Source organism: Pseudomonas fuscovaginae SE-1, assembly GCF_000364705.1.
In the GTDB taxonomy this organism is placed as follows: domain Bacteria; phylum Pseudomonadota; class Gammaproteobacteria; order Pseudomonadales; family Pseudomonadaceae; genus Aquipseudomonas; species Aquipseudomonas fuscovaginae_A.
In genome coordinates this window covers 18,003-30,273 of the sequence record NZ_AQOH01000069.1, presented here as the reverse complement: position 1 = coordinate 30,273, position 12,271 = coordinate 18,003, and the positions used below count along the sequence as shown (strand labels likewise).

The following is a 12,271-nucleotide window of genomic DNA, read 5'->3' as shown; positions in this document are numbered from 1 at the left end:
CCCCAGCCGGTGGCCCTGGCCCTCCCCCGGCGGCAGCAGGAAGCTGTTCAACTGCACCGGGTTGGTCAGGTCGAGGACGATGCGCGTGTCGCCCTGGCCGAAATGTCCCGAGCGGATCGAGCGGATCACTGTGTTCTTCAGGACCAGTTGGCTGAAGTCGCCCGTCAGCTTCGCCCCGCTCAGGTCGATGATCAGCCGCTCGGGCGCAGTCAGGGAAAACGTCTTGTACTGCACCGGGCCGCTGAGATCGAGCACCAGTCGCAGCTTGTCGCCAGAGCGCCAGAGCCGGGCGTTGCGGATCTGCGCCGCCGACACGCCAAGCGGGATGAAGGCCGCACTGGCCAGCAGGAAGTTGAGCAATTGACGTCTATGCATGAACCGATAACCACAAATTGAGGGAGCGTCCCTGCTCGATATGGCTGTGTAGAGCCCTGGCAAAAAAAGGCATCGTCGAATCAATTGTTATAATATAACATGACATTTTATTTCCAACGATGGACCTGCTCATGAACGCGTTGACGCTGCCGGACATCGCCGCGCAGTCATCCCGGCAAGCCTTGCCCCTTGAGTGGGTGGGCATGTGCGGCATTGCTCTACCCATCACTCTCGACGGCCACCGCCTCAGCGCCACAGCCGACGCCGGGGTCAGCCTCGACGACGGCGAAGCCCGGGGCATTCACATGTCGCGCCTGTACCTGGCCCTGGAACATCTGCAACAGCAAGACCTGACACCGGCGCTGATCCACCAGGTGCTGCAACAGTTCCTCGACAGCCACGACGGACTCTCCAGCAATGCCTACCTGCGTATTCACACCGACCTGCTGCTCAAGCGCCCGGCGCTGGTCAGCCCGCTGGCCGGCTGGAAAACCTATCCCGTCAGTGTGTTAGCCGAGCTGAAAAGTGGAGTGTTCCACGTGGAACTGAAAATTGACGTGGCCTACTCCTCCACCTGCCCCTGCTCGGCAGCCCTCGCCCGCCAACTGATCCAGCAGCAGTTCAGCCAGGACTTCGCCAACCAGCCACTGGATCACGGCAAGGTGCTGAACTGGCTCGTCAGCACCCAAGGCATCGTCGCCACGCCCCATAGCCAGCGAAGCATTGCACACCTGCAAATCCGACTTGATGAAAAAACGTATCGGTTTCCCTTCGAGGAGTTGATCAATGCAGCCGAGGCGTCCCTCGGCACCGCCGTGCAGACCGCCGTCAAACGTGCCGACGAGCAGGCCTTCGCCCTCGCCAACGGCCAGAACCTGATGTTCTGCGAAGACGCGGCACGCCGTCTGAACCTGGCGCTCAGGCGTGCGGACGCGGTACAGGGTTTCCACTTGCGGGTGGTCCACGCCGAAAGCCTGCACGCCCATGACGCCGTGGCCGAGAGCGGCTGGAACTGGAGGCCGGCATGATCCGCTGCCAAGGCCTGCGCTGGGGCCCACCCGGCCAGCCACTGACCCCTGCGGTGGATTTCGAACTGGCCGCCGGTAGCCTCACCGCGGTGATCGGTGCCAATGGCACCGGCAAGAGCAGCCTGCTGAAAGTCTTCGCCGGTTTGCAAAAGCCCCTGGCCGGCAAGGTGCAGCTGGATGTTCCACGCCGCGGCGGCCTGTCGTTCCTGCCGCAACAGCAGCACCTCGACCGTCAGTTCCCGATCAGCCTGCAGGAACTGGTCGCCGCCGGGCTATGGGGCATCAAACTGACCCCGCAACAACGCAACGAACGCCTGCAGGCGGTGATCGCCGACTGGAACCTCGCCGGTCTGGAGCAACGACCGCTGATGGCGTTGTCCGGCGGCCAGTTGCAACGCGCCCTGCTCGCCCGCCTGAGCCTGGCCCAGGCGCCGCTGCTGCTGCTCGACGAACCCCACGCCGCCCTCGACGAGGAAGGCCAGGCGCTGCTGTGGCAACACATCCACGCCTGGCATGCGGCCGGTCGCACCCTGGTGGTGGTCTGCCATGACCTCGCCGCCGTCCGCCAGCACATTCCCGATGCCCTGAGGATTAAGGACAGCGGTTGCCTCCTCGCGCCCAGCCGCGAACTGATCGTGCAGCAACCGATCACGCAGGTGGCCTGATGCTGATGTTCGTCCAACACCTGTGGCAACCCTTCCACGACTTCGTCTTCATGCGCCGGGCCCTGCTCGGCGGCCTCGTCCTGGCCTGCAGCACCGCGCCGCTGGGGGTGTTCCTGATCCTGCGGCGCATGAGCCTGATCGGTGACGCGGTGGCCCACGGCATCCTGCCCGGTGCCGCCATCGGTTTCTGGATCGCCGGCCTGAGCCTGCCGGCCCTGACCCTCGGCGGCCTCGGCGCCGGCATGGGCATGGCCGGCCTGTCGGCCTGGATCACCCGCCGCACCGGCCTGCGCGAAGACGCCAGCCTGGCGGCGATCTACCCGATTTCGCTGGCCAGCGGCGTGCTGCTGCTGGGCATCGCCGGCAAGCGCCTGGACCTGTTGCACCTGCTGTTCGGTTCGGCACTGGCGGTGGACGGGCCGACCCTGACCGGCATGCTCTGGGTCTGCGGCATCAGCCTGCTGCTGCTCGCGGCGATCTACCGGCCACTGATGCTCGACACCCTCGACCCACTGTTCCTGCAGACCGTCAGCCGCCTCGGCCCGCTGGCCCACGGATTGTTCCTGACCCTGGTGGTGCTCAACCTGGTGATCGGCTTCCAGGCCATCGGCGCGCTGATGGTGGTCGGCCTGATGATGTTGCCGGCGATCGCCGCGCGCTTCTGGAGCCGACGCCTGCCGGTGCTGATGCTGATCGCCGCGCTGCTGGGCTGCGTCTCGGTCGCCGCCGGCCTGCTGCTGTCGTTCTACTACTCGCAACCCAGCGGCCCGGCCATCGTGCTGGTCGCCGGCTGCCTGTACCTGCTGTCCGTGATCTTCGGTCCGGTGCACGGTCTGCTGCGCCGCCCGCCCCTGCCATCCCAATGAGGTGTCACCCGATGCGCGCGTTACTCGTTCTGTTCAGCTCCGTGCTGGCCCTGTCGTTGCAGTTGTCCAGCGCCCAGGCGGCGGAGAAGCTGCCGGTGGTCGCCAGCTTCAGTATCCTGCGGGACATTACCCAGCAGATCGGCGGCGACCATATCCAGGTCACCGCGATGGTCGGCCCGGATGCCGACGCCCACACCTACGAACCCACCCCGGATGACGCCCAGGCGCTGCTCAAGGCCAGGCTGATCGTCAAGAACGGCCTGGAGTTCGAACCCTGGCTCGACCGCCTGGTGACCAGCACCGAGACCAAGGCCCCGGTGGTCACCGCCAGCAAGGGCGTGCTCTCGCACACCATGGAAGAAGACGGCGAAACCGTTCCCGATCCCCACGCCTGGCATAACCTGGCGAACGCCGAACTGTACGTGAACAACATCACCAAGGCGCTGATTCAGGTCGACCCGGCGCACAAGGATGACTACACCCGCAACAGCCAGGACTACCTGAAACAGATCTACCGCCTGCTGGCCGAAGCCAAGATCAAGCTCGGCAACCTGCCGGCCGGCAACCGCCGCATCGTCACCTCCCATGACGCCTTCGGCTACCTGGGCCAGGCCTATGGCATCCAGTTCATGGCACCCCAGGGCCTGTCCACCGAGCGTGAGCCTTCGGCCGCCGAAGTCGCCGAACTGATCCGGCAGATCCGCAAGGACAAGGTCAAGGCGGTGTTCATGGAGAACATCAAGGACTCGCGCCTGCTGCAGCAGATCGCCGACGAAAGCGGCGCGAAGATCGGCGGCACCCTGTACTCCGACGCCCTCGCCGCCGAAGGCCCGGCCAGCACCTTCATCGGCCTGTTCGAATACAACATGAACACCCTGCACGCGGCACTGAGCCAATGATCGCCCGGCCGCCCCTGTCGATGCTCGATCTGGAGAGCGCCGCCCTGGGTAGCCGCTGGCCGCTCACCGCCGTGCTCGATGCCCTGCCATGGAACGACGACGGCCTGATCGCCGCCATCGCCCAGCAGCACGACACCGGCGAGGTGCTGATGCTGGCCTGGATGAACCGCCAGGCCCTGGCCGAGACCCTCGAACGTGGCCAGGTCTGCTACTGGTCGCGCTCGCGTCGCCAACTGTGGCGCAAGGGCGAAAGCTCCGGGCACCGCCAGCATCTGGTCGAGGCCCGCCTCGATTGCGACGGCGACGCCGTCCTGCTGCGGGTCGCGCAGCAGGGTCCGGCCTGCCATACCGGCCGCCCCAACTGTTTCTACAACGCCATCCGTGATGGCGCGGTGCACGTCATCAGCGCCCCCCAGGAGACCCCTGCATGATCCGCAAGAACCCTTCCGGCGACCTGCCGGTGATCGCCGAATCCGCCTACGTCGACAAGACCGCGATCATCTGCGGCAAGGTGGTGATCGGCGACAACGTCTTCGTCGGCCCCTACGCGGTGATCCGCGCCGACGAGGTCAACGAGCGCGGCGAGATGGACCCGATCATCATCGGCGCCAACTCCAACATCCAGGACGGCGTGGTCATCCACTCCAAGTCCGGCGCGGCAGTGACCATCGGCGAATTCAGTTCCATCGCCCACCGCTCGATCGTCCATGGTCCCTGCACGGTCGGCAACCGGGCCTTCATCGGCTTCAACAGCGTGCTGTTCAACTGCGTGGTCGGCGACGGCAGCGTGGTGCGACACAACTCGGTGGTCGACGGCCGCGACCTGCCGCCAGGCTTCTACGTCCCCTCCACCACCCGCATCGGCCCCAATACCGACCTGGCGCAATTCCCGCCGGTCAGCGTCAGTGCCTCGGAGTTCTCCGAAGACGTGGCGCGCACCAACGTCGACCTGGTACGGGGCTACAAGGCCCTGCAGAACGAGTTCTGAGCATGACCAGCCTGCTGATCCGCAATGCCCGGGTGGTGAACGAAGGCCGTGAATTCGACGCCGATGTCCGGGTGATCAACGGCCGCATCGACACCATCGCCGCAGAAATCGGCAACGCCCGCGCCGATGTGGAAATCGATGCCGACGGCGACTGGCTGCTGCCGGGGATGATCGACGACCAGGTGCACTTCCGCGACCCTGGCGCGCCGACCAAGGGCAGCATCCACAGCGAATCACGGGCCGCGGTGGCCGGTGGCATCACCAGCTACATGGACATGCCCAACACCCGCCCGGCGACCCTGACCCTCGACGCCCTCGCCGACAAGAAGCGTCGGGCGGCGAGCGCGTCGGTGGCCAACTACGGCTTCCACTTCGGCGTCAGCCACGACAACCTCGACACCGTGGCGGCCCTCGACCCGCGCCAGGTGGCCGGGGTCAAGGTGTTCATGGGCGCGTCGACCGGCAACATGCTGGTGGATGACCCGCACATCCTCGAACGGCTGTTCGCCGAGGTGCCGACCCTCCTGCTGGCCCATTGCGAACACACGCCGACCATCGACACCCGCCTGAAGAATCTGAAGGAACTGCTGGGCGGCAGCATTCCACCGGCCGCCCACCCGCTGATCCGCAATGTCGACGCCTGCTACCGCTCCTCGTCGCTGGCGGTGGAACTGGCCAGAAAGCACGGCACCCGCCTGCACGTGCTGCACCTGACCACCGAGCGCGAGCTGGAACTGTTCGAAGACCGGCCCATGAGCGAAAAGCGCATCACCGCCGAAGTCTGCCTGCACCACCTGCTGTTCGATGAAGACGACTACCCGCGCCTGGGCAACCGCATCAAGTGCAACCCGGCGATCAAGCGGCGGTCGGACCGCGACGCCTTGCGCAGGGCGTTGTTGAGCGACCGGCTGGACGTGATCGGCAGCGATCACGCGCCGCATACCTGGGAAGAAAAGCAGCGTCCCTACGAGGAAGCGCCCTCCGGCCTGCCGCTGGTGCAGCACGCGCTGCCGGCGCTGATGGAGCTGGTGGCGGATAACGTCCTGCCGCTGACTACGCTGGTGGAGAAGACCAGCCACCGGGTCGCCGACCTGTTCGCCATCGCCGAGCGCGGCTACCTGCGCGAGGGCTACTGGGCCGATCTGGTGCTGCTCAATCGCCAGCCGTGGCCACGCCCGGTCGCCGCCGAGCCGATCCTCTACGAATGCGGCTGGACGCCCTTCATCGACCACCGCTTGCGCCACCACGTGAGCACCACCGTGGTCTCCGGGCAACTGGCCTGGCATGCCGGCCGTCTTCATGACGGCTGCCAGGGCCTGCCCCTGCAATTTCTCCGTTAACAGATCGACCAAGGACCCTGGCAATGATCCGCATCACCCTCCCCGACGGCTCGCAGCGCGAGTACGACCAACCGCTCTCGGTCTTCGAAGTGGCCGCCAGCATCGGCGTCGGCCTGGCCCGTGCAGCCGTGGCCGGCCGGGTCGATGGCGTGCTGGTCGATTGCGACACCCTCATCGAGCGGGATGCGACGGTGAGCATCGTCACCCCGCAGGATGACGAAGGGCTGGAGATCCTCCGTCACTCCTGCGCGCACCTGCTGGCCATGGCGGTCAAGCAGCTCTATCCCTCGGCCCAGGTCACCATCGGCCCGGTGATCGAGGACGGCTTCTTCTACGATTTCGCCTACGAGCGCGCCTTCACCCCCAAGGACCTGGAGCTGATCGAGGCGCGCATGCAGGCCCTGGCCGCGACCAACCACTCGGTCCGCCGTCGCACCCTGCCACGCGACGAGGCCATCGCCTATTTCGAGGGGCTGGGCGAGCACTACAAGGCCGAACTGATCCGCGCCATCCCCGAAGGCGAGACGCTGTCGCTGTACCGCCAGGGCGATTTCGAGGACTTGTGCCGCGGGCCCCATGTGCCCTCGACCGGCATCCTGCAGGCCTTCAAGCTGACCAAGGTGGCCGGATCCTACTGGCGCGGCGACGCCAACCACGCGCCGCTGCAGCGGATCTACGGCACCTGCTGGGCCAATGCCAGGGACCTCAAGGCCTACCTGACGCGCCTGGAGGAAGCCGGCAAGCGCGATCACCGCAAGCTGGGCATGCAGCTGGACCTGTTCCACTTCGACGACTGCGCGCCGGGCTCGGTGTTCTGGCACACCAAGGGCTGGACGCTGTTCCAGCAACTGATCGGCTACATGCGCCAGCGCCAGGAGCAGGCCGGCTATGTCGAGGTGAATACCCCGGATGTGATGGACCGTGGCCTGTGGGAAACCTCCGGGCATTGGCAGAACTACCGCGACCACATGTTCACCACCACCACCGAGGACGAGCGGGTGTTCGCCCTCAAGCCGATGAACTGCCCCGGCGCGGTGTCGATCTTCGGCCATGGCCTCAAGAGCTACCGCGACCTGCCGCTGCGCATCGCCGAGTTCGGCAAGGTCCACCGCTACGAACCGTCCGGCGCCCTGCACGGGTTGCTGCGGGTGCGCCACTTCACCCAGGACGACGCCCACATCTTCTGCACCCCGGCGCAGATGCAGGCCGAATGCGAAACGGCGATCGCGCTGGTGTTCGACATCTACCGCGAGTTCGGCTTCAACGACGTGGTGGTGAAGCTCTCCACCCGTCCACTCAACCGCATCGGCAGCGACGAGACCTGGGATCAACTGGAAGGCGCGTTGACCGGCGCCCTGGGGCGGATGGGCATCGACTACCGGATCAATCCCGGCGAAGGCGCCTTCTACGGGCCGAAGCTGGAGTTCGTCCTGCGCGACGCCATCGGCCGCGACTGGCAGTGCGGAACCCTGCAGGTCGACCTCAACCTGCCGGAACGTTTCGACATCGGCTACATCGGCGAGAACGGCGAACGACAACGGCCGGTGATGTTGCATCGGGCGCTGTTCGGCTCGCTGGAGCGCTTCATCGGCATTCTCATCGAGCACTACAGCGGTGCCCTGCCGCTGTGGCTGTCACCGTGCCAGGCGGTGGTGCTGAACATCAGCGAGGGCCAGGCCGACTATGCCCAGGACCTGGCCCGGCAACTCAAGGCCCAGGGCCTGCGGGCGGTGGCGGACCTGCGCAACGAGAAGATCGGCTACAAGATTCGCGAGCACAGCCTGCAGAAGGTGCCGTACCTGCTGGTGGTCGGCGAGAAGGAAAAGGCTGCGGGGCTGGTCAGCGTGCGCAGCCGGACGGGGGAAGACCTGGGGACGATGACGGTCGAGGCGTTGCTGCAGCATCTCGATCTCTGAGGCTGTAACACCGAACCCGTGGGCGCCGGCGGTCTTTAGACTCTCGCCGATGAATGGCCAAGCAGGCTCACGGGAAGTCCAGCAGACGCCACCGAGCTGTGGGAGCCGGATTCATCCGCGAAGCTTTTAGTGGCCTCACCACTGTCTTCGCGGATGAATCCGGCTCCCACAAGCGTATATAGCAGGCTCGGACACCGAGTGGTGCTGGCACTCAGGAGCGCGGTTTCACCGCCCCGCAATCCTGGCCCAGCCAGACGGCCTTGGTGTCCATGCTGCCGTTCTGCTGGATGCCGGTGGCATTGAACGTGCCGCTGACCTTGGTGGTGAACTCGCGATCACTGACGAAATGCGCCGTACCCGCGCCCTGGGCCTTCGGACAGCTGAAGCGGAACTTCCAGTCCGGGCCCTTGCGCTCGGTGATCTGCTGCTGGCAACCGGACTGCGGATCGGTCAACGGAATCGCCTCGGAAGCCACCTGCTGCGGCGTCAGGCACACCCGCACGCCCTGCCCGCCCAGGTTGATGCCCTGTTTTTCCAGGGCGGCGCGTTGCTCCGGCGTGGTGTTCTGTTTGAGCACGCCCAACAGCATGTTGACATCCAGCGACTGGTTTTCGACCTGCACATTGCTGGAGGTCAGCTCCCACAGACCGGGCTGCAGCACTTGCGCCTGGGCGACGGGAATCACGAAGGCACAGGCGATGGCCAGACCCGGCAGACGAAGGTTCATCATATAGCTCCTGAAGAAAGGTCCTGCTTAGACGTCAGAATCATGCTTGGGTTGCGTGATGAATTAAATAGCGACAATCGCGTCGGAACATGGTCTGTTAGACGGTACGGATTCAGGATCAGGACCTCATGGATTTTTTCGGCCCCCATGTCTTCGGCTATCTGATAGCGCTGATTCACACGCTTGGCAGTATCGCGGCCATTCACGCGGTGCTGACCGTTCGCACCGCCCAAGGCTCGATCGCCTGGGCGCTGTCGCTGGTATTCATCCCCTACCTCACGCTGATTCCCTACCTGGTCTTCGGCCGCAGCACCTTCGATGCCTACATCAAGGCCCGGCGCCAGGCCAACGTGGAAATGCGCAAGGCCATCGCCGACCTGAACTGGCGCCCCTGGGTCGAGGAGGCCCTGGCCGCCCGCAACTCGCAGGCCTATGCGGCATTGCGGGCAATGCCCAAGCTCGGACGCATGCCCTGCCTGGCCAACAACCAGGTGCGGTTGCTGGTCAACGGCGAAGCCACCTTCGAGGCGATCTTCCAGGCCATCGAACAGGCCCGGCATGCCGTGCTGGTGCAGTTCTTCATCATCCACGACGACCAGCTCGGCCGACGCCTGCACAACCTGTTGCGCAAGAAGGCCGGCGAAGGGGTCGAAGTCTACCTGCTCTACGACGGCATCGGCAGCCACGCCCTGCCCCACGACTACGTCGACAGCCTGCGCGGCGGCGGTGTACGGGTGAAGGCCTTCGCCACCCGCAGTGGCTGGCTCAATCGCTTCCAGGTGAATTTCCGTAACCACCGCAAGGTGGTGGTGGTCGACGGGCTGGTCGGTTTCGTCGGCGGGCACAACGTCGGCGACGAGTACCTGGGGAGCAAGCCACCCCTATCCCCCTGGCGCGACACCCATGTGCAGGTCAGCGGCCCGGTGGTGGCCTGCCTGCAGGAGTCGTTCGCCGAAGACTGGTTCTGGGCCGCGCGCCAGTTGCCGCCGCTGATCCTGCCGGACACCTACCCCGACGACGGCGTACTCTGCCAGTTGCTCGCCAGTGGGCCGGCCGATTCGTTCGAAACCTGCTCGCTGTTTTTCGTCGAGGCGATCCATGCCGCCCGCGAACGGGTGTGGATCACCAGCCCGTACTTCATCCCCGACGAAGCGGTGTTCGCCGCCCTGCGCCTGGCGGTCCTGCGCGGAGTCGACGTGCGCCTGCTGCTGCCCTCGCGGCCCGATCACCGGATCGTCTACGCCGCCTCCAGTCTCTATGCCTTCGAAGCCGTACGCGCCGGCGTCCGGGTGTTCCGCTACGGCCCGGGGTTCCTGCACCAGAAGGTGGTGCTGGTGGACAACGAAATCAGCGCCATCGGCAGCGCCAATCTGGACAACCGCTCGTTCCGGCTGAATTTCGAACTGATGCTGCTGACCGTCGACCCGGCCTTCGCCGACGAGGTGGAAAACATGCTGCTGAAGGACTTCGACCTGGCCCGCGAAGTCACCCACGAGGACAGTCGCGAGACCCACCGCCTGCAACAACTGGGCATGCGCATCGCCCGGCTGATTTCGCCGATCCTTTAAGAGGAAGGACCGTTTTCAGATCAACGTAGGAGCATTCCCAAAGGTGGGTACTGCCCTGCGATCGACATCGAGGGTTCTCTAAGCTGGAGGTTTCGCCGAACCATCATCCGGAGGCCCACGATGAAGTTCACTTCTGGCAGTTCCAGTACCCCGCCGTCGATCACCGTCGAATTCGGCAAACCCAGCCATGTCCACCACCTGCACTACCAGGTGCTCTACAAGGACAAACCCTTCGAAGAAGCCGCCCTGTACTACTACGACAACGGCCTCTACAAGATCGTCTCGCCAGGCGAGGAACACTACGGCGTCTATGTGGTGAGAGGCAGCTTCGACGACCTGCGCTACGCCATCAGCTATATCTCGCTGCCCTCCAGCGACTGGTACGGCAACGTCGCCCGGCATGACTTGAGCTTCGATCGGGAAACCGGCACCTTCGAGCAGCAGGCCCTGCTGCCCTCGGACCAGAACATTCCTCGCCAACACGGCCACTATCGGTTGGAAAGCAACCCGGTAGCCGACCCGCGCCCGCTCAAGTGGTAGGCGGATAGTCAGCGGTAGAGGTCGCCGCGGGTCCAGGGCAGGTTGTGGCCGCCGTTGGGCAATGGCTTCACCGCGAGGATCTGGTGCAGGTTGATCCAGCCCTTCTCGAAGGCGTAGGCGCAGCCGGCCAGGTACAGCCGCCAGATCCGCAGAGCCTTGTCCGGCACCAGCTTGCCAGCGGCCTCCAGGTTGCTTTCCAGGCGCTGGCTCCAGATGTTCAGGGTCCTGGCGTAGTGCAGGCGCAGGCTTTCGACGTCGACCACCTCCAATCCGGCTTCGCTGACAAAGGCCGAGATCATCGACAGATGCGGCAGCTCGCCATTGGGAAACACGTAGCGGTCGATGAAATCACCGGCCCCGCGCCCGACCGGACGACCGTCGACGTGCCGGGCGGTGATGCCATGGTTCATCACCAGACCACCCGCGCGCACCGCGCCGAACAGGATATTGGCGTATTGCTGCAGGTTGGCGTGGCCGACGTGCTCGAACATGCCGACGCTGACCACCTTGTCGAAGCGGCCGTCCTGCGGCAGGTCGCGATAGTCGAGCAACTGCAGGTCGACCTTGTCCTGCAGGCCTTCGGCGGCGACCCGCTCCCTGGCCAGCGCCAGTTGCTCCTTGCTCAGGGTGATACCGAACACCTTGACCCCGAACTCCCGCGCGGCGAAGCGCGCCAGGCCGCCCCAGCCACAGCCGACATCCAGCAGGTATTCACCCGGTTGCAGGCGCAGCTTGCGGCACAGGTGGCGGAACTTGGCCTGCTGGGCTTCTTCCAGGCTGGCGTCGCCTCGTTCGAAGTAGGCGCAGGAATAGACCATGTCGCGGTCCAGCCACAGTTGGTAGAACGCGTTGGACAGGTCGTAGTGGTAGGAAATCGACGCCGCGTCGGTTTCCTTGTCGTGGGACAGGCGCTGTGCGGGATGATCCCCTTCGTCCTCCAACAGTGCCTGACTCAACTCATCGCAGACCCGTACGACTTCACTGATCGGTCCTTCGAGTTCCAGCTTGCCCTCGACGAACGCGCTGCCGAGCAGGTCCAGCGTCGGATGGCTGAATTGCGCGACCAGTTGCGGGTCCTTCACGGTGATGGTGATGCTGGGCTGCGGCCCGAGGTCGAATTGATGGCCGTCCCAGAGTTTCAGGCGCAGCGGTAGCTGAAGATTCTGTAAGGCCGGTGGAAGTTGCGCGAGCATGAGTAATCCCCCCCTTGTTTCAGACGTCTGATTAAAGGGTAGCGTATTACCGGGAACTGTCAGGCTATCGGGATAATAGACCCGATTCATGGTGTTCGCCTGAGATCACACGACCAGCCGATATCGCTTTCGCGGATAAATCCTGCTCCCACGGTTTGGTGTCGTG

General features: G+C 65.0%; 13 protein-coding genes. 10 read left to right on the top strand and 3 right to left on the bottom strand.

All coding sequences use genetic code 11. The annotated features are described in order from the left end of the window. The coding region (locus tag K675_RS30495) for an AMIN domain-containing protein (protein ID WP_157383918.1) at positions 1–375 on the bottom strand (375 nt) is incomplete at its 3' end. Positions 376–506: 131 nt separating this feature from the next. On the opposite strand from K675_RS30495, the gene folE2 reads away from it, so the two are divergent. The 8 genes from folE2 to thrS are packed head-to-tail and all read left to right on the top strand — an operon-like array spanning position 507 to position 8,077. Beyond that, positions 507–1,403, top strand: coding sequence for a GTP cyclohydrolase FolE2 (gene folE2 / locus K675_RS0108190; protein ID WP_026145029.1), 897 nt, complete (start codon positions 507–509; stop codon positions 1,401–1,403). After that, entirely contained in the window at positions 1,400–2,068 is a 669-nt protein-coding gene (locus K675_RS0108185; protein WP_017903027.1) for a metal ABC transporter ATP-binding protein, read from the top strand. The genes folE2 and K675_RS0108185 overlap by 4 nt, the downstream gene beginning before the upstream one ends. Continuing rightward, positions 2,068–2,934, top strand: a complete 867-nt coding sequence (locus K675_RS0108180) for a metal ABC transporter permease (RefSeq protein WP_017903026.1) — start codon at positions 2,068–2,070, stop codon at positions 2,932–2,934. Before K675_RS0108185 ends, K675_RS0108180 begins: the two co-directional genes overlap by 1 nt. An 11-nt stretch (positions 2,935–2,945) precedes the next feature. Beyond that, positions 2,946–3,833 (top strand): metal ABC transporter substrate-binding protein, encoded by an 888-nt coding sequence (locus K675_RS0108175; protein WP_017903025.1) that lies wholly within the window; start codon positions 2,946–2,948, stop codon positions 3,831–3,833. Further along, positions 3,830–4,264: a phosphoribosyl-AMP cyclohydrolase gene (gene hisI, locus K675_RS0108170; protein ID WP_017903024.1), complete on the top strand. Its 435-nt coding sequence runs from the start codon at positions 3,830–3,832 to the stop codon at positions 4,262–4,264. The genes K675_RS0108175 and hisI overlap by 4 nt, the downstream gene beginning before the upstream one ends. Beyond that, positions 4,261–4,821: a carbonate dehydratase gene (locus tag K675_RS0108165; protein WP_017903023.1), complete on the top strand. Its 561-nt coding sequence runs from the start codon at positions 4,261–4,263 to the stop codon at positions 4,819–4,821. Before hisI ends, K675_RS0108165 begins: the two co-directional genes overlap by 4 nt. A 2-nt stretch (positions 4,822–4,823) precedes the next feature. Beyond that, positions 4,824–6,161 (top strand): dihydroorotase, encoded by a 1,338-nt coding sequence (locus tag K675_RS0108160; protein ID WP_017903022.1) that lies wholly within the window; start codon positions 4,824–4,826, stop codon positions 6,159–6,161. Positions 6,162–6,184: 23 nt separating this feature from the next. Next, complete coding sequence (gene thrS, locus K675_RS0108155) at positions 6,185–8,077, top strand: threonine--tRNA ligase (RefSeq protein WP_017903021.1); 1,893 nt, start codon at positions 6,185–6,187, stop codon at positions 8,075–8,077. A 211-nt stretch (positions 8,078–8,288) separates the two neighbouring features. On the opposite strand, the gene K675_RS0108150 is transcribed toward thrS, so the two are convergent. Further along, positions 8,289–8,804, bottom strand: coding sequence for a DUF3617 domain-containing protein (locus K675_RS0108150; protein WP_017903020.1), 516 nt, complete (start codon positions 8,802–8,804; stop codon positions 8,289–8,291). A 128-nt stretch (positions 8,805–8,932) separates the two neighbouring features. Here K675_RS0108150 and cls point away from each other — a divergent pair, with 128 nt between their 5' ends. Both cls and K675_RS0108140 read left to right on the top strand, forming a co-directional pair. Beyond that, the gene (gene cls, locus K675_RS0108145; protein ID WP_017903019.1) at positions 8,933–10,372 is read left to right on the top strand and encodes a cardiolipin synthase; all 1,440 of its coding nucleotides are present in this window, start codon (positions 8,933–8,935) and stop codon (positions 10,370–10,372) included. Positions 10,373–10,492: 120 nt separating this feature from the next. Then, positions 10,493–10,912 carry a hypothetical protein gene (locus tag K675_RS0108140; RefSeq protein WP_017903018.1) on the top strand — a complete coding sequence of 140 codons (420 nt, stop codon included), beginning with the start codon at positions 10,493–10,495 and terminating at the stop codon, positions 10,910–10,912. An 8-nt stretch (positions 10,913–10,920) separates the two neighbouring features. On the opposite strand, the gene cfaB is transcribed toward K675_RS0108140, so the two are convergent. Further along, complete coding sequence (gene cfaB / locus K675_RS0108135) at positions 10,921–12,105, bottom strand: C17 cyclopropane fatty acid synthase CfaB (RefSeq protein ID WP_017903017.1); 1,185 nt, start codon at positions 12,103–12,105, stop codon at positions 10,921–10,923. Positions 12,106–12,271: the final 166 nt, after the last annotated feature.